The following is a 23754-nucleotide window of genomic DNA, read 5'->3' as shown; positions in this document are numbered from 1 at the left end:
GAGGCGTATGTCTGAGACAGCTCACCCCACGACCACGGCCACCGGCAGCGACATCCGCGTGCGCTTCTGCCCATCGCCGACCGGAACGCCGCACGTCGGCCTCGTTCGCACCGCCCTGTTCAACTGGGCCTACGCGCGTCACACCGGCGGTACCTTCGTGTTCCGCATCGAGGACACCGACGCCGCACGCGACAGCGAGGAGAGCTACGCGCAGATCCTCGACGCGCTCACCTGGCTCGGTCTCACGTGGGACGAGGGCGTCGACGTCGGCGGCCCGCACGGTCCGTACCGGCAGTCGCAGCGCGGTGAGATCTACCACGAGGTCATCGAGCGCCTGACGGCCTCCGGCCACCTCTACGAGTCGTACTCGACGGCCGAGGAGATCGACGCGCGCAACGAGGCGAACGGCCGTCCGAAGCAGCTCGGCTACGACAATCACGACCGCGACCTCACCGAGGAGCAGAAGGCGGCGTTCCGCGCCGAGGGGCGCCAGCCCGCGCTGCGCCTGCGCGTGCCGGAGGTCGACCTCGGCTTCGACGACCTCGTGCGCGGCCGCATCGACTTCCCGATCGGGTCGACGATCGACTTCGTCGTCGTGCGCCCGAACGGTGCGCCGCTCTACACCTTCGTGAACCCCGTCGACGACGCGCTCATGGGCATCACCGACGTGCTCCGCGGTGAAGACCTGCTCTCGTCGACGCCGCGTCAGATCGCGCTCTACCACGCGCTCATCGACATCGGGGTGACCTCGTTCGTGCCGCGCTTCGGCCACCTGCCCTACGTCATGGGCGAGGGCAACAAGAAGCTCTCCAAGCGCGACCCCGAGTCGAACCTCTTCCACCACCGCGACCGCGGGTTCATCCCCGAGGGGCTCGTCAACTACCTCGCGCTGCTCGGCTGGGGCTTCTCGGCCGACCGCGACGTCTTCTCGCGCGACGAGCTCATCGCCGCGTTCGACGTCGCGAACGTCAACCCGAACCCGGCTCGCTTCGACCTGAAGAAGGCCGAGGCGATCAACGGCGACCACATCCGCCAGCTCGACGTCGCCGACTTCGCCGCGCGCACCGTGCCGTACCTGCAGGCCGCTGGCGCGGTCTCCAGCCCGATCACGCCCGGCGAGGAGGCCGTGCTCGCCGAGGGCGCACCGCTCATCCAGGAGCGCATCGCGCTCCTTGGCGAGGCTCCCGGCATGCTCGGCTTCCTGTTCACGGATGCCGCGGGCCTCGAGTTCGACGAGGCGGCCGTCGCCGCGCTCACCGCCGACGCGCCGACGGTGCTCGCCGCGGCACGCGACGCCCTCGACCGGCTGCCCGCCGAGGAGTGGACGCACGAGCAGATCGAGGAGGCGCTGCGCGCTGCCCTCGTCGACGGCCTCGCGCTGAAGCCCCGTGTCGCCTTCGGGGCGGTGCGCACGGCCATCTCCGGTCGGCGCATCTCGCCGCCGCTCTTCGAGTCGATGCAGATCCTCGGCAAGGTCGATTCGCTCGAACGCATCGACCGGTTCACGGCACTGCTCGCCTGACGCGCGCGGGCGCCCGCCGGGTGAGCGCTGCTCAGTTTGGCGGGCGTCGCGCCGTAGGCTAGAGTTACATGTCGGCGCGGGACTTCGGTTTCAGCCATTGGGGTATGGTGTAATTGGCAACACGGCGGTTTCTGGTACCGTTGTTCTTGGTTCGAGTCCAGGTACCCCAGCCAGAATCTTGTGAAAAGGCCCGGTCATCCGGGCCTTTTTCGTACCCCTCGCAGAAACCGAGCGTTGTTCGGTATTCTCGCTCCATTCGATGCGGATCGGGGAGCGGTGATGCACGGTCGCAGCAAGGTCGCGGTGCCGGGCGAGACCATCGCACAGCTCGTCGCACATCATCTTCGCGATGCCGGGCTCACGAGCGTGCGACCGCTCGACGAGGGCATGTACAACGCCGCATACCTGCTGGCGTTCGCCGACCGGCCCGACGCCGTCGTCAAGGTCGCTCCGCCCGAGGGCCTGCCGCGTCTCGCGTACGAGCAGCACCTCATGCGCGCCGAAACGGAGTACTTCCGGCTCGCCTCGCTCTACCTGTCGCTCATCATGCTCGCCGAGGGCCCGCCTCGCGGCTACCGCGGTCTCGAACGGGCGCTCACCGTTCGATACGTCCGACGGCGGATCGCGCTCACGCTGCGGCAGCTCGCATAGGGTGTCCACGCGCTCGCCGCGCGCACCGATCCGCGAGTGGGCTGGACATCCGAGGCGCACGCCTCACTCGACGAGCGCCAGGAACACCTCGTACACCATGAACGCCGGCCAGAAGATGCCCTGGAAGAATGCCCCGACGAACTCCCAGAACGCATCGGCCTGCTGGAAGAAGAACACCCAGGCCCCGATGATGCCGAGCCCGTAGATCGCACCTCCGCCGGCGAAGCATCCGGCGTTCGAACTCCTGTCAGTCATCTCGACCTCCCGGGGCACACGATACGCCGCCAGGGCGAATCCACCACCTGATCCCGATCATCCCGCCGCATGGCGACGTTCGGATCGGGCTCACGCGCCGGCAGCTCGCAGCGGGCGCCGACGCGCTCGCAGTGGGCGGCGAGCCGCGCGCGGGCTGGACATCCGGGGTGCGCTGCGCTTGCATGGAGTGTCGGCACCCTTCGAGCCTCCCTACGGGCTCGACGGAGACCGCGAAACGCCGACAGAGGATTGGGTGAGCCATGGGTTCTGGGAACATGCGGAATCGTGACTTCCAGGAGACGCGAACGCCACTCGGCGTCCTGGGCGGCTTCGTGGGGCTCATCGCCGCGAGTGTCGCCGCCGCCATGCTCGTCGTGGCCGGAGTGACGCCGGCTCTCGCGACCGTCGGCATCGCGGCATCCGGAACCATCAACATGTTCGAGAACCTCCCGGGGTACCTCCAGATCGACGAGCTCTCGGAGAAGAGCAACATCTACGCCATGGGCCCTGACGGGGCGCCACTGCTGCTCGCCTCGTTCTACGACCAGAACCGCGTCGAGGTCGGCTGGGAGGCTATCAACCAGTACGTGAAGGACGCCGCGATCGCCGGTGAGGACCCGCGGTTCTACGACCACGGCGGCGTCGACCTCCAGGGCACGCTCCGCGCAGCGGTCAAGACCGCGACGGGTGGTCGCACTCAGGGTGGTTCCTCGATCGCGCAACAGTACGTGAAGAACGTGCGCGTGCAGGAGTGCGAGGCGGAGGCCCATGACACCGCCGTCGAGGGGCTCACTGAAGAAGAGGTGGACGCGCTCACCTACGACGACCGCGCCGCCCTCGTCGATGCCGAGCGCATGAAGTGCTACGAATCGGCCACCGAATCCGACGGCAGTGCCGGCATCGAGCGCAAGCTCAAGGAGATGCGTCTCGCGATCGGCGTCGAGAAGCGGTACTCGAAGAGCGAGATCCTGCTCGGCTACCTGAACATCGCCGGCTTCGGCGGCACCGTCTACGGCATCGAGGCGGCCGCCAACTACTACTACTCGACGAGTGCGGCGAACCTCACGCTCGCGCAGGCCGCATCGCTGCTGGCGATCGTCAACAACCCCGTGAAGTTCCAGATCGACAAGCCCGAGAGCGAGGAGAACGGCGCCGCGAACGGGTACGCGAAGAACAAGGAGCGCCGCGACTACATCCTCGAGCACATGCTCAAGGAGCACAAGATCACGCAGGAGGAGTACGACGCCGCGCTCGCCACGCCGATCGAGCCGGTCATCAACGAGCCGAGCACCGGCTGCCAGACCGCATCGGACTCCGCGTACTTCTGCGACTACGTCAAGAACATCCTGCAGACCGACCCGACCTTCGGTGAAGACGAGGAAACGCGAATGCGCAACTTCCGTCGCGGGGGATACGACGTCTACACGACGCTCGACCTCGACCTGCAGAACGCCGCGGTGAACGCGATCGCCCAGAACGTGCCGCAGACCTACCCCGGGTGGGACGTCGGAAGCGTGATCTCGAGCGTGCAGGTCGGCACCGGCAGGGTGCTTGCGATGGCGCAGAACAAGGTGTACAGCCAGGACCCGGACGTGCTCGCACTCGGCCCGCAGTACACGAGCGTCAACTACAACACCGACTACACGCAGGGCGGGTCGAGCGGGTTCCAGCCCGGGTCCACCTACAAGGTGTTCACCCTCGCCCAATGGCTGAACGAGGGGCATGCGCTGAACGAACGCGTCGACTCGAAGCCGAAGTCGAACTGGGGGATCTTCCAGGACAGCTGCAACGGCCCGGTGAACGCCACCGCCGAGAAGTGGGCCCCCAAGAACGACTCCAACGAGTCGGGCGCCAACTATTCCGCGCTCGAATCGACCATCGGTTCGATCAACACCGGCTTCGTCGGCATGGCGAAGAAGCTCGACCTCTGCGGCATCCGCAAGACCGCCGAGGCGTTCGGGATGCACCGGGCCAACGGAGATCCGCTCCAGCAGGGGCCCTCGTCGGTGCTCGGCACGAACGAGGTGGCGCCGCTCAGTCTCGCGGTCGCGTTCGCCGGCATCGCGAACAACGGCGTCACCTGCACGCCCATCGCGATCGATCGCATCGTCGACCGCGACGGCGAGGAGGTCGCGGTGCCGAAATCGTCGTGCACGCCGTCCGTCACGCCCGAGGTCGCGGCGGCCATGCACTACGCGATGCAGCTCGTGATGACGAACGGCACGGCGACCGTGTCGAACAGGGATACGCAGCCGCACGTGCCGCTGATCGGCAAGACCGGCACGACCGACGGCAACAAGGACACCTGGATGGCGGGCGCCAGCTCGAAGGTGGCGACGGTCGCCGGTGTCGTGAGCCTCTACGGCGACGCGAACCAGCGCGGCATCTCGTTCAGCAGCGGTTCCGCCGCGACAGCCCGCCACCGCATGTGGCCGATGGTGATGTCGGTGGCCGCGGCGAAGTACGGCGGCGATGCGTTCTCGGTCGCCGACCCGGGGCATCCGGTCGCACCGCCGCACGCTCCGCTGCCCGGCACCGAGTCGCCGCCTCCGGATCAGACGACCCAGGTGCAGGGTTTCGACGAAGAGCAGATGCCGGGTGACGGCTCGTCCGACGGCGGCCCCGGCGACGAGGGCCGCCGGGGCGGCCCCGGTCGCGGAGACGACCGAGGCCACTGACCCGGCGGCCGGTCCGTGCTCAGGCGGTGACCGACTCCCGTCGGGCGAACCGCACGCGGTGGATGATCCACGCCGCGATCGCTGCGGCACCGACACCGAGTGCGACGAGGAGCCACGGCCCCATGGTCGCGGGGGAGACTCCGGCCGCGCCGGTGGCGAGCGTCGCACTGCCCTCGGCGACGAGCACATTGCCGTCGTTCAGCTCGGTGGTGCCGGTCGCGAGCTGGGATGCTCCGCTCGCGAGCGTCTCGGAACCGTCGGCGAGTTCGCTCGTGCCGTCGGCCAGCTCGACTGCTCCGCGCTGGAGCGTACTGGTGCCGGCTGCGAGATTCGCCGCTCCCGTGCCGAGCTCGCTCGTGCCCGAAGACAGGTCGCTCGCACCGGTAGAGAGGCGTTCGGCGCCCGAGGACAGGCTCGTCGCGCCGGCGGCGACCTTCTGCGTACCGGCCACCAATTCGTCGACACGGAGGTCGAGCGTCGCGGTGCCGTCGTTCAGCCGGGTGCTGCCGGCGAGGAGGTCGCCGGTCTTCGTGAACAGCGTGGCCGCGCCACCCGCGAGCAGGCTGTTGCCGGCGGCGAGCACGACGCTCTTGTCGGCGAGAGTCGCCGAGCCGACCACGAGCGGCTGGAGCTTCGCGCTGAGGGTCGAAGTTCCGATCACAAGGTCGTCCGCGCCGTCCGAGACGGTTGTGGCGCCTGGAACGAGCGCTGCGACGGTGCTGTGCGCCGTCTGTACGCCGGTATCGACGTCAGCCGCGCCTGCGGCCGCGTTCGCCGCACCCACTTCCAGCGTGGCAGCGCCGCTTGCCGCCTGTGCGGCACCGGCCTTCAGCTGGTCGAGCGAACCGAGCACTTCAGCGGATGCCCCGCCCTGTTCGAGCTGGGCTCGCAATGCGGCGATGCCGTCGACGAGCGAGGTGTTCGCGGTGACGAGGTCCTTCGCGCCGGTGTGAAGCTCCGTCGTGCCGGAGGCCAGGGCCGACGCGCCGGCCTTCAGCGTGTCCAAGCCCGGTGCGAGGGCGCCGAGTCCTGCTTCCACCTTGTCGGCGCCGGCTTGCAGGGCCAGCGCACCGTTGGCGACGTCCGTGACGCCCGCGTTCGCCGCCTTCACGCCGTCGCGGATTCCCCCGGCGCCGTCGGCGACTGCCCGTGCGCCGGCACTGAGGAGCGAGGACTTGCCGGCGATCTCGCCGTTCGCCGCGGCAACGAGGGAGACGCCGTTGCGCACGTCGGTCGCACCGGCTGCTGCGAGCGTGATGCCGTCCGACAGGCTGACGGAGCCCGAGGCGGCCTTGTCGGCGCCCTCGGCGAGTTCAGCGGCACCGGTCGCGCTCGCCGCTGCCCCGTCAGCAAGGGTGACGGCGCCGGTCGCCGCCTTCGCGGCGCCGACGCGGAGCTTCTCGGCACCCACGGCCGCTGTACCGGCACCGACAGAGAGCTTCTCGGCGCCGGTCGCGGCATCCGCTGCACCGTCGCTCAGCTCCGCGCTTCCGGCCGAGAGCTCGCCCGCCCCGTCGGCGACCTGCTGCGAACCGTCGCTCGCCTGCGCCGCGCCCGCCGCCAGCTGGTCGGCGCCGCCTGCGAGCTTGCTCGTCGTAAGCAGGAAGAGGGTCGTCATCGTTGCGAGCGCGAGCGCGAGCACGATGACGGCGATCTTGAGACCGGCGCCGTGCTGGTGCTCGGAGGCGGATTCGATTCTCGTCATTGAGACTCCAGGTGTGCGGGCGCGCGACAGTGCGCGCCGAGATGGGGGGTGCAGGATTCGCGACCGGTGCCGTGGCCGCCGCCGTCGATCGGCGAGGGTGGGCCGATCGCATGAGGCGCGGGGACTCGCGCATCCGACGATGCCGGCGTCGGCATCATCGGCGGAGCGGAGCGACCCCGAAGTGACATGAACGTACCAGCGACTGAGATTTCGTCAACGTATGCGGCCGAAGTTGTGTGCGAATCGCCAACGGAAGCGCCGCCGAATCCGTCCGACGTTGTCGGAGTGCCACAGGCGAGTGGCGCGAGCTCGTGCGAAACCTCCGACTTGTACGCTGGTTGCGGCCCGCGCCGGCGGGCGCATCACGAAGGAGCAGCATGACCGTCGCCGCCGAGACCCTGCAGGCCGTCGAGGCCGTCTTCACCGAACGGGTCGCCGCGCGAACCGCCCCGGGAGCGAGCTGGTCCGTGTTCGATCGCAGCGGCGTCGTCGCCGCCGGCGGCATCGGCATCGACGATCTCGACACCGGCCGGTCGCCCGGCGCCGACACGCTCTTCCGCATCGCGAGTTGCACGAAGAGCTTCACCGCTGCCGCCCTCCTGCTCCTCCGCGACCGCGGCCTGCTCGACCTCGATGCGCCGGCGCGCTCGTTCGTGCCCGAGTTCTCGCCCGAGGTTCCTGGCGGCCTCGAGGTCGACCCGACGGTGCGCATGCTCATGACGATGTCGGGCGGACTCCCGACCGACGACCCGTGGGCCGACCGCGAGGAGTCCATGACGCGCGAGGAGTTCAGTGCGACGCTCGCCGCGGGCGTCCGCTGCGCCACGGTGCCGGGCACCGTGCTCGAGTACTCGAACCTCGGTTACGCCGTGCTCGGCCAGGTCGTCGAACGGGTGTCGGGCGACGCGTTCACCGATTTCGTCGCCCGCGAGCTCATCGAACCGCTCGGACTCGACGTGCACTTCGAGCGGCCGGCGCACGACGGTGCGGCGGTCGCGACCGGGTACCGCCGATTCGGTGACGACGGATGGCTCGCGCTCCCATTCACCGGCCCGGGCGTGTTCTCCGCCATCGGCGGACTCTTCGCCTCGGCGGCGAGCCTCGCCGAGTGGACGGCTTGGCTCGCGTCGGCATGGGTCGGCGACGAACGCGGTCCGCTCAGCGCCGCCAGCCGGCGCGAGATGCAGCAGCTCATGCGCGTCGCTGCGAAACGGCACGCTCCTCCGTCCATGCCCGGCGCGCCGGTGCCGCCGCCGCCGGTCGCGTACGGCTACGGGTTCGGCCTCTTCGTCGAGCACGACGAGCGGTTCGGCGCCATCGCGTCGCACTCGGGCGGGTATCCGGGCTTCAGCGCGCACATGCGCTGGCACGTCGCATCGGGCATCGGAGTCGTCGCCTTCGAGAACGCGACGTACGCGAGGGTCTCCCAAGGCGCGGAGCAGGCGCTGGCGCTCGTGCTGGACGCCGCAGACCGGGTGAGCCCCGTGTCGCCGGCACCGGTGCCGTGGCCGGAGACCCTCGAGGCATCCGTCGTGCTCAGCCGACTCGTGAACGAGTGGTCGGATGCCGCGGCGTCGGCCGTGCTCGCCACGAACGTCGCCCTCGATGTGCCCTTCGTCGAGCGCCGCGCGGCCATCGAGGCCGCGTGGGCGGCGATCGGCGGACGCACCGCGGCCAGCGAGACGGCCGTCGACGCGGTCTGCGACTCGCCCGACCACCTCGTGTGGTTCCTGCCCGGCGCCGCCGGCAGGCTCCGCGTCGAGGTGCGGATGACGCCGCTCGCCGCGCCGCTCGCGCAGACGTTCCGCGTGCGGGCCGAGTCCGACGAGGCTTCCGTCGCCTGATCCGACGGCGAGCGGTCAGATCTCGATGGTGCCGCCCGGCTCGAGCGGCAGGTACTCGCCGCCGCCCTGCTCGGTCGCCCAGGCGAGGCGGGCGTTCGAGAGCGCCTTCCCTGCCGGCGAGAGCACCATCTCATGGCTCGGGAACGCCCGTCGGGGCGCGATCTCGACGACGTAGTCCATCGCCTCGCTGATCTTCATCCAGGGCGCGGCGGCCGGAGCCGCGAGCACCTCGACGGCCACTCCCGGCACCGTGAAGGAGTCGCCGCCGTAGTAGAGCGCGTCGTTCACGAGCACGCCGAGATTGTCGATCACGGGGATCGACGGGTGGATCACGGCGTGCCGGCCGCCGAAGAACCGCAACCGGAACGGGCCGACCTCGACGCTGTCGCCCGCCTCGACGGTCTCGACGGGGAAGTCGGCGGCGGCGGCGGCGACGCCGGCGGGACCGAAGATGCGCACCTCGGGGGCGGCAGCGACGATGCGGGTCAGCTGCTCCGGCGTCCAGTGGTCGTCGTGCCGGTGGGTGATCACGACGGCGACGGCCGCGGCGGAGGCCGGCACCGGCCGGGTGAACTTGCCCGGATCGATGAACAGCTCGCCGCCCGCTTCCTCGATGACGAGTGCGGCGTGTTCGAGTTTCGTCAGGCGCATGATTCGAGCCAACACCGGCCGCAGTCGTCGCGCAAGGCTGCCGACTGCCAGAATCACTGCATGCCCAGCGCATCGAAGCGACTCCTCGTCGCGATCAACCCCGCCGCTTCCTTCGGACGCAACCGTGCCGTCGGCCCGGCGGTGGCCGAGCGGCTGATGCGCGAGGGCCACGAGGTCACGGTGCTCCGCGAGGCGAACTTCGAACTGCTGCGGCGAGAGGTCGAATCCGCGTTCGCCCTCGGCACCGACGGGCTGGTCGTCGTCGGCGGCGACGGCATGGTCTCGCTCGGGGTGAACCTGCTCGCGGGCACCGGAGTGCCGCTCGGGATCGTCGCGGCGGGCACGGGCAACGACCTCGCGCGCGGCCTCGGCCTGCCCATCGGCGACCCGGCAGCGGCGACGGAGGCCCTGGTGGAGGCGCTCGGCCGCCCGCCGAAGGTCATCGACGCCGGCCTCATCCGGCACGGCGAACTGCGCACCTGGTTCGCGTCGGTCGTCTCGACGGGCTTCGACGCCGTCGTCAACGAGCGCGCGAACGGGATGACCCGGCCCAAGGGGCCGAGCCGGTACACGCTCGCGATGGTGCGGGAACTCGTCACCTTCCGTCCACGCAGCTACACGATCACGGTCGACGGAGTGCGGCGCGAGCAGCGGGCGATGCTCGTCTCGGTGGCCAACAACTCGTCGATCGGCGGCGGCATGCGCATCGTGCCGCACGCCGATCTCTCCGACGGGCTGCTCGACGTCTTCATCGTGCACCCGCTGTCGCGGGCACGGCTCGTCGCCGTCTTCCCGAAGGTGTTCGCGGGTCGTCACACGGATCACCCGGCGGTGGAGTTCCTCACCGGACGCGAGGTGCGCATCGAGGCGGACGACATCGTCGCCTACGCCGACGGGGAGCGCATCGGGCAGCTGCCGATCGACGTCGAGATCGTTCCGGGGGCGCTCGCGGTGTTCCGCTGAGCGCGGCACCGGCGGGCGCAGGCAGGCGAACGGATGCGGCGGCGGCCTCGATTTTGCAGCGGCCCCGAAGCTGTGTCATACTCTTCAAGTTGTCGATTCGGCCCCATCGTTTAGCGGCCTAGGACACCGCCCTCTCACGGCGGCAGCGCGGGTTCAAATCCCGCTGGGGTCACGTATGTGACATGCGACAACACAAGCAGAAAGCCCTCGCATTCGCGAGGGCTTTCTGCGTTTCCGGGTGCGTGTTTCCCACGACCCGTCGAAGACGATGAACGTCGGGGCGCGGCATCCGCTCGATGCCGTGCCCCGACGTCGCGTCAGTGGCGCGTCCCGGTCCCGACGAGCTCCGGTACGTGGGTGCCGTCCACGCCGGACCGGGCGTCGGGATAGGCGACCGGGAGACCGTCGTGCACCTCGTGCGGGTCGACCCTGTGGTACGACATCCGGTCGATCAGTGCCAGGGCGAGTGCCGACAGGATGAAGACGCAGTGGATGATGACCTGCCACATGACGCCTTCGCCGGTGTAGATGTCGCCGGTCTTGTTCTCGGCGTCCTTGCTGCCGAGGTCGCCGACCTCGATGAAGGTCTTCAACAGGTGGATGGACGAGATGCCGATGATGGCCATCGCGAGCTTGACCTTGAGCACGTTGGCGTTAACGTGGCTGAGCCACTCGGGCTGGTCGGGGTGCCCGTCGACCTTGATGCGCGACACGAAGGTCTCGTAGCCGCCGATGATCACCATGATGAGCAGGTTCGCGATCATCACGACGTCGATGAGGCCGAGCACCATCAGCATGATCGTGGCTTCGTCGATGTGCGTGATGTCGCGGAGCGCCTCCTCGCCGAGGTGCCACAGTTCGACGAGGAACACGACGACGTAGATCGCCTGGGCGACGATGAGCCCGAGGTAGAGCGGGGCCTGCAGCCAGCGGCTCGCGAAGATCGCGTAGCCGACGAGGGCGGAGCCCGGGGTCGTGCGGTACTGGCGGGCGGGGGGTGTCGAGCTCACAGGCACTCCTTCTCGTGGGGACCCTGATTCTATTGGCGCGCGTCGAGCGGAAACCTGTGCCGAGCCGCGCCTGGGCGATCGCCGGATTCGACTAGACTCGCGGGAGCGAAGGGGAGTATCCCGCGAGGCTCGGCCTCGACCCACGATCGTCAGTACGAGCGCCGTCGCCGCCGCTCCGGGCGTGGGACCTGCGAATCAGCGGGGGGAGAGACTTTCGGATTCCGTCGTCCCCGCAAACTCCGAAAGGCACCACGTTGCTCGAACTCCCCATCTGGTTCGAAATCGGATCCCTCGTCGTCCTGACGTTGATCCTCATCGCCGATCTCCTGCTCGTCCTGAAGCGGCCGCACGTGCCGTCGATCAAGGAGTCGACCCTCTGGGTCGTCTTCTACGTCGCGCTCGCGCTGATCTTCGCCGGGCTCATGTACTTCTTCGCAGGCGGCGAGTTCGCCGGGCAGTTCCTCGCCGGCTGGCTGACGGAGTACAGCCTCTCGATCGACAACCTCTTCGTGTTCGTCATCATCATGGCGAAGTTCGCGGTGCCGAGGAAGCTGCAGCAGGAGGTGCTCATGGTGGGCATCATCATCGCGCTCGTGCTGCGCGGCATCTTCATCCTGCTCGGCGCCTCGCTCATCGAGAACTTCTCGTGGATCTTCTACATCTTCGGCGCCTGGCTCGTGTGGACCGCGATCCAGCAGGTGCGCGGCGACCACGACGAGGAGGAGAAGGACACCTTCGTCGTGCGGATCCTCCGCCGCCGGGTCTCGATCACCGACGAGTACGACGGCGTCAAGCTCCGCACGGTCATCGACGGCAAGCGCTTCTTCACGCCGATGCTCATCGTCTTCATCGCGATCGGCACGACCGACCTGCTCTTCGCCCTCGACTCGATCCCGGCGATCTTCGGCATCACGCAGAGCCCGTTCATCGTCTTCACGGCGAACGTCTTCGCGCTCATGGGCCTGCGCCAGCTGTACTTCCTCCTCGGCGGCCTCCTCGAACGCCTCGAGTACCTCAAGTACGGCATCGCGTTCATCCTCGCCTTCATCGGCGTCAAGCTCGTGTTCCATGCCATGCACGTCAACGAACTGCCGTTCATCAACGGCGGCGAGCCGATCGAGTGGGCGCCCGAGATCTCCACGTGGATGTCGCTCGGCGTGATCCTCGCGGCGATGGCCGTCGCGACGGTGGCGAGCCTCGTGAAGGCCCGGCACGATGCGAAGTCGCGCGGCCACAAGCTCATGGACGAGGTGCCGCACTTCACCGAGGACTCGCACACCGACGGTCGCTGAGCCGACTGCGGCGCGGAGCAATCCGCGCCGCACGGCCCAGCCGTGGAGGCTGGACGACCGAGTCGAAGTAGGACGATTGACTTGGACAGTCGCCCCACTTCATACTTCGTTGCATGGTCAACGTCGACCGGGCGCCCGAGCCCGAACCCCTGAACGCGCGCGCCGTCCCCGCCGGCCCCGTGCCGTCGCGAGTCTCGATCGGATGGCTCCTCCGATTCGCGCTCGCGTGGTTCGGCCTCTGGCTCCTCGTCATGCTGCCGGGGCAGTTCATGATGGCCAAGCTCGCCGAGGTCGTCGCCCCCGAAGACAAGGTCGCGCTCACCGCGTTCCTCATCGGTGAGTCCTCCGTCGTGATCCTCCTCTCCGTGCCCGTGTTCGGCATCCTGAGCGACCGCACGCGGCTGCCCGGCTGGCGACGCCGGGCCTGGATCCTCGGCGGATTCCTCCTCGCCGGGGTCTCGTTCGCGCTTGTGGGGATCCAACGGAGCCCGATCGCGATCGCCGTGCTCATCGCGCTGGTGGCGCTGGGATATGCGGCCGTGCTCGTGGCGCTCTCCGCCGTGATCGCCGACCAGGTCCCGCGCTTCCAGCGCGGTCGCGCCTCGGCGGCGATGGGCGTGCCGCAGGTGCTCGCCCTGGCGATCGGCATGGTGATCGTCACGATGCTCGTGCCCGACGTCGGCGGCAGTTGGGCGATCGTCGGCGTGCTCGCGCTCGCTTGCGCAGTGCCGTTCCTGCTGGGCTCACGCGACCCCGAACCGCAGGCGGATGCCGCGCCGAAGCGCTTCTCGGCCGCACTTCGGATCCCGCCGCTCGGACCGAACCAGGATTACTACTGGACCATGTCCTCGCGCGTGCTCGTGAACGCCGGCAACATGGTGGGCACGGCCTATCTGCTCTTCTTCCTCTCCGACGTGCTGAAGGTCGACGACCCCGACACCGGCATGCTGGTGCTGATCCTCGTGTACCTGGTCGCCTGCGGTCTCGCCGGGTGGCTCGGCGGCCTCCTCTCCGACAGGCTCCGCGCCCGCCGCATCTTCGTGCTCGTCGCCGCGGCGTTGCAGGCGGCGGCGGCGCTGTTGCTCGCGATCGTGCCGACCTGGGATGCGTCGATCGTCGCCGCCGTGCTCCTCGGCCTCGGCTACGGCGTGTTCCTCTCCGTCGACCAGGCGCTCGTCACCGACGTACTGCCCGACCGCACGAATCGGGCTCGCGACCTCGGCCTCATCAACGCGGCGCAGAACCTGCCGATCGCCCCGCTCGTCGCCTGGCTCGTGTTGAGCTTCGCCGGCTACCGCGAGCTCTACGTCGTCGCCGCGGTGATCATGCTGCTCGGCGGCATCCTGATCTACCGCGTGAGGAGTGTGCGGTGAAGTTCGTGGTCGTGATGCGCTGACCCGCCGGAGTTCGGCCGCGCCGTTTCCACAGAGGTCATCGGCAGGCCTCGGGAGTTGCTAGCGTGGAGGCTCGGCGCCGGACGCACCGTTGCGGTCGCCACCCTTCCCGCTCGATCCGAGGAGAACCGTGTCAGGTGATGGCGAGGGCGTCGTCGCCCTGACGCGAGGCGCTGCGCTCATCGCGCACAGTGCGCGAACCGATGTCGGCCGCGTGCGCAGCGTCAACGAGGATTCCTTCCTCGCCGAGGCGCCCGTCTACCTCGTCGCCGACGGAATGGGCGGGCATGCCCGCGGCGATGCCGCGAGCAGCGCAGTGATCGAGACGTTCACCCGGCACCTCGAGTTCGGCGTGCCGTCGTCGCCCGAACAGGTGCTCGACGCGATCCACAGCTCGAACGAGGCCGTGCGTGCGCTAAGCGAAGCGGGTGAGGAGGGCACCGCGGTCGCGGGTACGACCCTGACCGGTGTCGTCCTCGTCGATGCCGGCGACGGTGCGGGATTCCACTGGATGGTCTTCAACATCGGCGACTCGCGCGTGTACGCGTGGGACGGCAGGACCCTCGAGCAGCTCAGCGTCGACCACTCGGCGGTGCAGGAGCTCGTCGATGCGGGGCTCATCCACGCCGAAGACGCGGAACGGCATCCCGAACGCAATGTCATCACCAGGGCGCTCGGGGCCGACGAATTCGTCGATCCCGACGTGTGGCTGATCCCGGCGGCCGGGCGACAGGTGTTCCTCGTCTGCAGCGACGGCCTCACGAAGGAGGTCGACGACCGGTCGATCGCGCACATCCTCGCCGGCGACACCGGCCACGCCGCCGGACTCGCCGGAGAGCTCGTGGACGCGGCCCTCGCGCACGGCGGTCGTGACAACGTGACGGCGATCGTCGTCGAGTCCGTGCTCGGAGCCGACGACGACGAAGACGAGACGACGCGCGACCGGCGCGGCAGGCTGTCGAGAGCGGTCGAAGAGACGCGCCCTCGCACGCAGGGAGGCGAAGATGGCGACGTATCGGCATGACCCAGAGGCCGCGTGGTTCGCGGCGGTCCGCGGCGGTGTGATCCTCGTCGTCCCGACCGCGGCGGCCGACCGGCTCGCGGCGCTCTGGCCCGACCTCGGCGATGGCGACCCCACCCCGATCGTGCTCGATCGCCTCACGGCCCAGGGGCTCGCCGCGACCCCGTCGTTCGCCCTCGTGGTGCGCGACGAGGCTGCGGGAACGGCGCGCGTCGTCGTGCGCGGCCCCATCAGCGTGCGGTCCGCGCACGACGAGATCCACGACGCCGGTGTGTCGACCTGGGTCGAGCGCGTGCTCGACGGCGCCTCCTCGATCGAGGTCGTCGTCGACGGCGGTGCGGATGACTCGGCGGTGCCGCTGCCCGTCGTCGAGGCGGTCGTGCCGGTGCGGTCGATCGAGTCCGACGGGGTCGAGCCGATCGCCCCTGCCCGGCCGAGTGCGCCGGCCGCCGGCTCATCCGCCGCGCCGCCGACGGCACCGACGCCGACGCCCGAGCTACCCGCGGCGCCGGCCGATCCGATGCCGTCCGCCCCGCCGGCGGCGCCGCCCGCCCGCGTCACCGCACCGGTCGAGCTCACCATGGTGCCCGATGAGGAGACGGTGGCAGCGCCGTCGGCGCTCCCGGTGCCACCCGCCCCGGTCGACGGCGACCACGACGGCATGACGGTCGCGAGCGTCGACATCCGCCGCCTGCGTGAGGAGCGTGCCGCTCGCGGCGCCGTCGCGACCCCGGCCGGGGGAGCACCGGCGATGCCCGCACCGGCCCAGGCCGGCATCCGCATGCCCGACGGCACGCTCGAACCGATCGGTCACGAGGTCGTCCTCGGGCGTGCGCCGAGCGTCAGCAAGGTGTCCGGCGGGCGCATCCCGCGGCTCATCACGATCGGGCTCGGCGACCCCGACATCTCGCGCAGCCATGTGCGGCTCGCCCTCGAGGGCGACACCGTCGTGATCACCGACCTGCACTCGCGCAATGGCACTCACGTGGTGGCGCCGGGCAAGGCGCCGGTGAAGCTGCGATCGGGCGAACCGACTCCGGTGCTCACCGGCACGGTCGTCGACCTCGGTGGCGGCTGGACCATCCAGGTGGTGGGCGGCTGATGCGACGCGCCCCGTCCACTCCGCCTGAGCTGCCGGGCTACGCCCCGCACGGCCTGCTCGGATCGGGTGGCTTCGCCGACGTCTTCCTCTACGAGCAGAAGCTGCCGCGCCGCAAGGTCGCGGTCAAGGTGCTGCTCGCCGAGGGCCTCGGCCGCGACACCAAGGCCCAGTTCGTCGCCGAGGCGAACCTGATGGCCCAGTTGTCGGCGCATCCGTTCATCGTCACGATCTTCCACGCGGATGTCTCGGCCGACGGCCGCCCGTACTTCGTCATGGAGTACTGCTCGGGGCCGAGCCTCGCCGAGCGCTACAAGCGAGCGCCGTTCTCCATCGAAGACGCCCTGCGCACCGGGGTGCGACTCGCCGGGGCGATCGCGACGGCGCACAGCGCCGGGATCCTGCACCGCGACATCAAACCGGCCAACGTGCTCACCAACGACTACGGCTGGCCGGCGCTGACCGACTTCGGCATCTCGTCGAACCTCGAGGGCGAGCTGCCGGTGCACACGGTGACGGCGAGCGACGGTCCCTCGGGCACGGGCTCCGGTCAGTCGGCGGTCGGCATGAGCGTGCCCTGGTCGCCGCCCGAGATGTTCGAGGACGAGCCCCGACCCGATACGCGCAGCGACGTGTTCTCGCTCGCTGCGACGGTGCACACGCTCATCGCGGGTCGCACGCCGTTCGAGATCCCCGGCCGGTCCAACGGCTCGCTCGACCTGATCGGACGCATCGAGCGCGGTGCGATCACCCCGATGGACCGGGTCGACGTGCCGCGCAGCCTGGTCGCCGTGCTCGCCAAGGGCATGGCCACCCGACGAGAGGACCGCTACCCGAGCGCCGTCGAGTTCGCCCGGGCCCTGCAGCGCGTCGAGCTCGAGCTCGGATACGCCGCCACGAACATCGAGGTGCCGAACCTCGCGAGCGCCCGCGAGGAGGCCGCGCCCGACGACGACGACGCCACCCGGGCGCGGTCGGTGCGCACCGTCGATGCGCAGGCGCCGCGTGCGGTGCCTGCGGTGCCTGCCGATGACGATGCCACCCGGGCCCGCTCGCCGCAGCAGATCCAGGCGCAGTCGCCCGTGGCGGCCGCAGCCGGGGTGGTCGTCGACGACGGCACGGTCGTGCGCCGCCCGGCGACCGGTACCCTCGTCGACTCGACGGTCGTCCGTCCGGCCGGAACGGCGCCCCATCACGCCGCCCAGCCGTCACCGCCTGAATCGACGATGCTGCGTCCAGGCGGTCACTCGGCCATCGCGGCCGCGCCATCCGCGTCCGCGCCACCCACGTCTGTCGCTGCTCCGCGCCGCAGCAGGCTGGGACTCGTCATCGGCATCGTGGCCGGCGTGGTCGTCGCGGCGGCGATCGGCATCTCGATCGCGATGGCCGGCACGGTGGCCCAGCCGCCGGCGGTCGAGACGGCGAAGCCCGACGGCGGCAACGCCGTGGTCCCGCAGATGGTGCCCGCTCCGGTCGTCTCGACCGGCGTCGCGAGCGCCGACGGCACCGTCACGTTCGAGATCTCCCACTCCGATGCCGAAGACGGCGACAAGTACCGGTGGAAGCTGTCCGACGGTTCCGGCGATCCCCAGATCGCCACGGGCGGGACCATCGTCGTCGACGGCCGGTCGCCGGGCGTCAGCACCTGCATCGACGTGCAGGTGCAGCGCGGCAGCAAGGTCTCGGAACCCGAGACGGGATGCACCCCGTGAGGCCGCTCCGCGTCGAGTACTGCGGCGAGTCGTACGCCGTCGAGGTCGGCGAGCCGTTCACGATCGGGCGTGAGTCCGACCTCACGATCGACGACAACCCGTACCTGCACCGCACCTTCCTCACACTCTCCTCGGAGTTCGGCCTCTGGTGGCTCTCCAACGTCGGCCAGATCCTGTCGGCGACGATCTCCGACGCCACCGGAAGCGTGCAGGCGTGGCTCGCGCCCGGTGCGAAGATCCCGATCGTCTTCCAAACGGTGCACGTGATGTTCAGCGCGGGTGCGACGACGTACGACTTCACGGTGCACGCCGAGGAGGACTTCTACAACACCTCGCTCACGGCGGCGCCGACGGACGGCGGCACCACCATCCTTCCGGTCACGCTCACCTCCAGCCAGCGGCTGCTCGTCGTCGCGCTGGCTGAGAACGTCCTCGCGCAGCCGGCGGGCGGCCGTGCTCTCGTGCCGAGCTCGGCGGAAGCCGCCGCGCGGCTCGGTTGGAGCATGACGACGTTCAACCGCAAGCTCGACAACGTCTGCGACAAGCTCGACCGCATCGGCGTCGACGGCCTGCGCGGCGGTCGGGGCAAGCTCGCGACGAATCGTCGTGCCCGCCTCGTCGAGTACGCCGTGGCGACTCGTCTCGTGAGCATCGACGACCTTCCGCTGCTGGACGCGACCGCCGAGTGAGCCCCATCGCCTGGCTGCGAGAGCGGAAGGGGCTCGCGTCGACCGTCGTGCTCTCGCTGCTCGCGGTGGGCGGAGTCACCGTCGCCGCGCTGCACCGCGGGTTCCCGGTGACCGACCCCGATCTGCGAGCCCGCGAGGTCTGGGTCACCAACGGCGAGGACCTGCTCGCGGGGCGACTGAACCGTCAGATCGAGGAACTCGACGCCGCCGTGGCGACCGTCTCGAACAGTGCGGACGTGCTGCAGGACGGTGAGGACGTCTTCCTCTACGACCGCGATGCCGGGTCGATCGAACGCATCGATCCGGCCTTCACGACGCTGACGCAACGCGTCGACGTGCCGCTCGGATCGCGGGTGGCGTTCGGCGGCGAGGTGCTGGCGGTGCTGTCGCCGAAGGGCGAGCTGTGGACGATCCCGGCCGGCGGGGAGTTGTCGTTCGACGCTGCGGGCACGACGCCGACGCTCGAACTCGGCGCAGACGCGGAGCTCGCGGTCGGCCCCGATGGCACGACCGTCGCGACCTCGCCGCACGACGGGCTGCTCTACCGGCTGGATCGCGCGGGCGGGGCGCCCACCACTGTGAAGCTGCCGGAACTGGGGTCGCACCAGCTGGCCGTCGTGGGCGATCGCGCCGTCGTGCTCGACACGGACCGTGCCGTCCTGCTCGTCGACGGTCGCGAGATCGAGCTGCCGGGTAAGGGGCTGCGCCTGCAGCAGTCGGGTGCCGAGCACGATGACGCGTACGTGGCGGGTGCCGCTTCCCTGTTCGCGGTGCCGTTGGGCGGGGGCGACGTCCGAGAGATCGACGTGGACGCCGCGGCGTCGGCTCCCGCTCGCGCGGGTGACGAGGTCGCCGCGCCAGTGCAGGTCGACGGGTGCGTGCACGCCGCCTGGGCGAACTCGGGCTCCTACGTCGCGCTCTGCGGCGATGCCGGACCGGACGCGGCGCAGATCTCGCCGTCGACCGTGGGTGCTCGCCTCGAGTTCCGCGTCAATCGCGATGTCGTCGCGCTCAACGACGTGAACTCCGGCAACACCTGGCTGGTCGACGCGAACCTCCGTCTCGTCGACAACTGGGAGGAGGTGACGCCGCCGGAGGAATCGGATGAGCTGGAGGGCGACGAGAAGAGCTCACAGCAGGTGTTCGAGGACACCCTCGCCGAGCGCACGGAGGTGAACCGCCCGCCGACCGCGCGCGACGACGAGTTCGGCGTACGTCCCGGCCGTACGACGATGCTCGAGGTGCTCGAGAACGACACCGACCCCGACGGCGACGTGCTGACGATCGGGGCGGTCCCGGACATCGCGGCCTCCCTCGGCAGGTTGGAGGCGATCGACGACGGCCGGGCGCTCCAGTTCACCCCTGCCGATGGAGCGGCCGGAACCGTGTCGTTCCGGTACTCGGTCGACGACGGTCGAACGGGCGCATCCGAGGCGGCGGTGGATGTCCGCATCGTTCCGGATGGAGTGAACGCCGCGCCGGCGGCATCGCGGGCCGGTGCGGTCGGGGTGGAGCAGGCCCAGCAGATCGGCTACAACGTGCTGTCGGACTGGAAGGATCCCGACGGTGACGACGTCTTCCTCGTGAACGCCTCGCCGACCGGCGGCGACTCGGTGCGGTTCAGTCCCGACGGGTTCGTCACATTCGAACATCGGAGCGGCGAACTCGGCCTGAAGGAGGTCGCCTACACGGTCTCCGACGGCCAGACCTCAGCGGCGGGCACGCTCACCGTCGACGTCCAGGCGGTCGGCGCGGTCAACCCCGTCGGAACTCCCGACTTCGGGCAGGGCTTCGCCGGCGAGACCGTGCTCGTCGAGCCGTTGGCCAACGACCTGAGCCCCTCCGGAGCGCCGCTGGCACTGCTCGGAACCGACGAGCTGCCGGCCGGACTCACCGCCGTCCCGGACCTCGCGCGCGGTACGATCGCGTTCTCCTCGCCTGAGCCCGGTGACTTCACCGTGCTGTACGACCTCGGTGCAGGGGCATCCGTCAGCGTCGGTCTCGTACGCGTGCGGTTCCTCGAACGACCGGCGACCGATCCGCCTCCCGTCGCGGTCGTCGACACCGCGTACCTGCGACCGGGGGAGCCGACCACGGTCTCGGTGCTGGCCAACGACGTCTCGCCGTCCGGCAGGGTGCTCGCCGTGCAGTCCGTCGACACCGGCGATGCCGGGGACCTCGTCTCGGTCGAGGTGCTGACCAATACCGCCCTGCGGATCACCGCGGCCGAGGCGCTCGACCGGCAGCTGCAGCTTCGATACACGGTCTCCGACGGAAGCGGCGTGTCGAGCGCGACGGTCACCGTGGTCCCGGTGCCCCCGCTCGTGAAGCACCAGCCGCCGGTGGCGGTCGACGATGCCGTCAACGTGCGGGCCGGAGACATCGTGACCGTCGCGGTGCTCGAGAACGACCACCATCCGGATGCCGCGTCGATGCACCTGCTCCCGGAACTCGGTTCGACGGAGCTCGGCGGTGGCGTCGCATTCGTCGACCGTGCCCGGGTCCGCTTCCAGGCGCCCGAGGAGCCGGGCTCCTACACGGCGGTCTACACGGTCGCCGACGACTTCGAGCAGACGGCGCGTGCGACCGTCGCGTTCACCGTCGTCGCACGCGATGACGACGGGAACACGGCACCGCTCCTGCCGCCCCTCACCTCGCGGACCTTCGCGGGATCCGCCGTCACCATCGACATCCCGCTCGACGGGCTCGACCCCGAAGGCGACTCGCTCGCACTGACCGGGGTGCTCGGCGGTGCCGCGCTCGGGCGCGTCGCCGACCAGACGAGCACCTCCATCACCTATCAGGCGTTCGACGGTTCGAGCGGCACGGACACGATCGCATACGAGGTGCGCGACGCACTCGGCGAACGGGCGACCGGTTCGATCCGGATCGGCGTGATCCCGCCACCCGAGACGGCACCCCCGCCGAACGCGGTCGACGATGCCATCGAGATGCGGCCCGGCCGCCGCGCGTCCGTGGAGGTGCTGCTGAACGACTCGGACCCGAGCGGGCACGCGTTGCGCGTCGTCGAGCTCCCGCAGGTCGACGACGCCGTCGAGGCGGAGTTCCGCGACCGCCGACGCGTGGTCGTGACGGCTCCCGAGCACGAGGGCGCGTTCACGGTGCGGTACGAGGTATCGAACGGTCACGGCGGCGCGGACACCGCCTTCATCCAGATCGCCGTGAAGCACGACGCGAAGATCCTGCCGCCGACGGCGGCGGATCAGGTCATCGAACCCGAGGACGTCGCCGGGGTCGACGAGGTACGGGTCGACCCGCTCCGCGACGCGACGAACCCCGGCGGACTCGTCGACGACCTCGAGGTCGGCGTCGAGGGACCGAACGCCGACCGCGCAACCGTGCTCGACGACGGAAGCATCCAGGTCCGGCCGGGCTCCCGACGCTTCGCCGTCGCCTATCGACTCACGAACGCGCTCGACGAACTCGACGCGATGGCGTTCATCGTGGTGCCGGCCGCCGGCGAGGAGGCCGCCGACCCGTACCTCGCCGATCTCGGCCGGATCGTCATTCCCATGAACGGACGGATCTCCTGGCAGGTCTCCGACATCGTGGTGGCGCCGTCGGGCCGACCGGTGCGCGCGGTCAGCGCGACGAGCACGAACTGGGCTGAGCCGGCCTTCGTCGACGAACAGTCGGTGCAGTACGTGCCGAAGCGCGACTATCGCGGCGAAGCGTCGGTGACCTTCGAGGTCGCCGACCGCGCCGACGCGCGAACGGGTGATCGGCGGAACGTCTTCCTCACCATCCCCGTGTTCGTCGGGGATCCCGACTTCGCCGACACGCCACCGGTATTCACCCCGAGAGCGGAGACGATCGAGGCGGGGGAGGCGGCGCTCTCGATCGATCTGCGCGGCTCGACCGACCATCCCAACCCCGCCATGCTCGACCGGGTCGGCTACTCGAACCTCCGCGGGGCCACGCCCGACATCATGGCATCCGTCAGCGGTTCGACGCTGACCGTCTCGGCACCGCTCGGCGTGCCGACCGGCACCTCGACCCGGCTCTCGTTCGACGTCGCGCTCGGCGAGTTCACCGTGCCGGGGTACGTCGACGTCACGGTCGTCTCGTCGACGCGTGCGAAGCCGCAAGCCCTCGACGACGGTCCGTTCGAGATGCTCAGGAGCGACTCGACGACGCTCGATGTGCTCGCCAACGACGTCAATCCGTTCCCCGGTTCGCCGCTGCAGGTCGTCTCGGCCGAGATCGATCAGGCCGATGTCGGGTCGAGCGCGTCGGTGACGCACACCGGCACCGGGATCTCGGTACGCACCGGAGCATCGTTCACCGGAACGCTCAGCGTGGTCTACCGGATCCAGGACGCCACGAAGGATCCGACTCGCGAGACGCAGGGCCGGGTGATGGTGACCGTGCGCGATCGGCCCGATCCGCCGAAGGCCCCCGCGATCGTCTCCGAGCAGAACGGATCGGTGAGTGTGCGGTGGTCGGCGCCGCCCGACAACAACTCGACGATCTCGGGATATCGACTCACGTGGAACGGGGGCGGCGCCGACTTCCCGGTCGACGCGGCGGGACCGGTCCACGTGATCTCCGGACTCGCGAACGGCACCGCCTATCGGTTCCAGGTCGCAGCGATCAACGGGATCGGCACGTCTGCCGCTTCGCCCTCGAGCGCGGCGGGAACCCCGTTCGGGCTCCCGGGTGCGCCCGCCGCCGCGAACCTCACCGCCTCGACTTCCGGCGACGCCCGACTCTCGTTGAACTGGGCTGCGCCCGCCGACAACGGTGGTCGCGGCATCTCCCGATACGAGTGGACCTTCGAGGGCACACCAGGCGGATCGGGCTCCGCAACGGGCACCTCCGCGACGGCGACGGGCGCCAACGGTGCCGGGTCCCGGTACTTCGTGGCCGCGTGCAACGTCGCCGGATGCGGACCGCGGACCATGTCGGGCACGGTGACGCCGACCGCGCCGTGGGTGCCGGCGAACGGCACCACGGTCACCCAGGCGACCTGCCCCGAACCGGCCGAGACCTACACCAACCCGCCGACGAACGCCGAACGAGGGTGCACGATGAACCCCGCCGGCATGATCTCGGCAGGGACGGTCGTCGATGCGGTCTGCCGATCGCAGCGGTGGGGCGAGAACTACTTCTACATGACCCAGGCGAGTGGCGTCTACAACGGATGGTTCGTCCTCGCCGCCCATACCGACCGTGGCGCCCGCACAGTACCGGATTGTTGAGCGTGGGCCGATCACGTCGACTGGTCGACTCGTGTTCCGTGGGGAG

At 70.0% G+C, this 23754-nt stretch carries 16 protein-coding genes and 2 tRNA genes; 14 read left to right on the top strand and 4 right to left on the bottom strand.

Annotation, left to right across the window (positions count from 1 at the left end):
- The first annotated feature begins 7 nt into the window (after positions 1-7).
- The 3 genes from gltX (at position 8) to ASE14_RS04770 (ending at position 2173) form a co-directional block, all read left to right on the top strand.
- Positions 8-1522, top strand: a complete 1515-nt coding sequence (gene gltX, locus ASE14_RS04780) for a glutamate--tRNA ligase (protein WP_056651365.1) — start codon at positions 8-10, stop codon at positions 1520-1522.
- A gap of 98 nt (positions 1523-1620) precedes the next feature.
- Positions 1621-1695: transfer RNA gene (locus tag ASE14_RS04775), tRNA-Gln, on the top strand.
- 106 nt (positions 1696-1801) lie between these two features.
- The gene (locus tag ASE14_RS04770; protein ID WP_056651362.1) at positions 1802-2173 is read left to right on the top strand and encodes a hypothetical protein; all 372 of its coding nucleotides are present in this window, start codon (positions 1802-1804) and stop codon (positions 2171-2173) included.
- 63 nt (positions 2174-2236) lie between these two features.
- Here ASE14_RS04770 and ASE14_RS04765 read toward each other — a convergent pair whose 3' ends face one another.
- The gene (locus ASE14_RS04765; protein WP_056651782.1) at positions 2237-2428 is read right to left on the bottom strand and encodes a hypothetical protein; all 192 of its coding nucleotides are present in this window, start codon (positions 2426-2428) and stop codon (positions 2237-2239) included.
- A 275-nt stretch (positions 2429-2703) separates the two neighbouring features.
- Here ASE14_RS04765 and ASE14_RS04760 point away from each other — a divergent pair, with 275 nt between their 5' ends.
- A complete protein-coding gene (locus ASE14_RS04760) occupies positions 2704-5106 on the top strand; it encodes a transglycosylase domain-containing protein (RefSeq protein ID WP_056651359.1) in 2403 nt (800 codons plus the stop codon).
- 19 nt (positions 5107-5125) lie between these two features.
- On the opposite strand, the gene ASE14_RS04755 is transcribed toward ASE14_RS04760, so the two are convergent.
- Positions 5126-6811: a hypothetical protein gene (locus ASE14_RS04755; protein ID WP_056651356.1), complete on the bottom strand. Its 1686-nt coding sequence runs from the start codon at positions 6809-6811 to the stop codon at positions 5126-5128.
- Between the two features lie 377 nt (positions 6812-7188).
- Between ASE14_RS04755 and ASE14_RS04750 the strand changes: the two genes are divergently transcribed.
- Positions 7189-8655 (top strand): serine hydrolase, encoded by a 1467-nt coding sequence (locus tag ASE14_RS04750; protein ID WP_056651353.1) that lies wholly within the window; start codon positions 7189-7191, stop codon positions 8653-8655.
- A gap of 15 nt (positions 8656-8670) precedes the next feature.
- Here ASE14_RS04750 and ASE14_RS04745 read toward each other — a convergent pair whose 3' ends face one another.
- Positions 8671-9306 (bottom strand): MBL fold metallo-hydrolase, encoded by a 636-nt coding sequence (locus ASE14_RS04745; RefSeq protein ID WP_056651350.1) that lies wholly within the window; start codon positions 9304-9306, stop codon positions 8671-8673.
- Between the two features lie 60 nt (positions 9307-9366).
- Between ASE14_RS04745 and ASE14_RS04740 the strand changes: the two genes are divergently transcribed.
- Positions 9367-10269 carry a diacylglycerol kinase family protein gene (locus tag ASE14_RS04740; protein ID WP_056651345.1) on the top strand — a complete coding sequence of 301 codons (903 nt, stop codon included), beginning with the start codon at positions 9367-9369 and terminating at the stop codon, positions 10267-10269.
- Between the two features lie 99 nt (positions 10270-10368).
- Positions 10369-10441: transfer RNA gene (locus ASE14_RS04735), tRNA-Glu, on the top strand.
- 145 nt (positions 10442-10586) lie between these two features.
- On the opposite strand, the gene ASE14_RS04730 is transcribed toward ASE14_RS04735, so the two are convergent.
- Positions 10587-11279 (bottom strand): TIGR00645 family protein, encoded by a 693-nt coding sequence (locus tag ASE14_RS04730; RefSeq protein ID WP_082600080.1) that lies wholly within the window; start codon positions 11277-11279, stop codon positions 10587-10589.
- Between the two features lie 254 nt (positions 11280-11533).
- Between ASE14_RS04730 and ASE14_RS04725 the strand changes: the two genes are divergently transcribed.
- The 7 genes from ASE14_RS04725 to ASE14_RS04695 all read left to right on the top strand — a co-directional run bounded on the left by ASE14_RS04725 (position 11534) and on the right by ASE14_RS04695 (position 23708).
- On the top strand, positions 11534-12571 hold the full coding sequence (locus ASE14_RS04725; protein ID WP_056651342.1) for a TerC family protein: 1038 nt from the start codon (positions 11534-11536) through the stop codon (positions 12569-12571).
- Positions 12572-12684: 113 nt separating this feature from the next.
- Positions 12685-13944: an MFS transporter gene (locus tag ASE14_RS04720; protein ID WP_056651339.1), complete on the top strand. Its 1260-nt coding sequence runs from the start codon at positions 12685-12687 to the stop codon at positions 13942-13944.
- A gap of 151 nt (positions 13945-14095) precedes the next feature.
- Entirely contained in the window at positions 14096-14989 is an 894-nt protein-coding gene (locus ASE14_RS04715) for a PP2C family serine/threonine-protein phosphatase (protein WP_235511084.1), read from the top strand.
- Positions 14970-16088, top strand: a complete 1119-nt coding sequence (locus ASE14_RS04710) for an FHA domain-containing protein (RefSeq protein WP_056651334.1) — start codon at positions 14970-14972, stop codon at positions 16086-16088. The genes ASE14_RS04715 and ASE14_RS04710 overlap by 20 nt, the downstream gene beginning before the upstream one ends.
- Entirely contained in the window at positions 16088-17797 is a 1710-nt protein-coding gene (locus ASE14_RS04705; RefSeq protein WP_056651332.1) for a serine/threonine-protein kinase, read from the top strand. The genes ASE14_RS04710 and ASE14_RS04705 overlap by 1 nt, the downstream gene beginning before the upstream one ends.
- Positions 17785-18486 (top strand): hypothetical protein, encoded by a 702-nt coding sequence (locus ASE14_RS04700; RefSeq protein WP_056651329.1) that lies wholly within the window; start codon positions 17785-17787, stop codon positions 18484-18486. Before ASE14_RS04705 ends, ASE14_RS04700 begins: the two co-directional genes overlap by 13 nt.
- Positions 18483-23708, top strand: a complete 5226-nt coding sequence (locus ASE14_RS04695; RefSeq protein ID WP_056651326.1) for an Ig-like domain-containing protein — start codon at positions 18483-18485, stop codon at positions 23706-23708. The genes ASE14_RS04700 and ASE14_RS04695 overlap by 4 nt, the downstream gene beginning before the upstream one ends.
- The last annotated feature ends 46 nt before the right edge of the window (positions 23709-23754 follow it).

It is taken from the genome of Agromyces sp. Root81 (assembly GCF_001429165.1).
GTDB lineage: Bacteria > Actinomycetota > Actinomycetes > Actinomycetales > Microbacteriaceae > Agromyces.
This window is presented reverse-complemented; position numbering and strand designations above follow the sequence as displayed.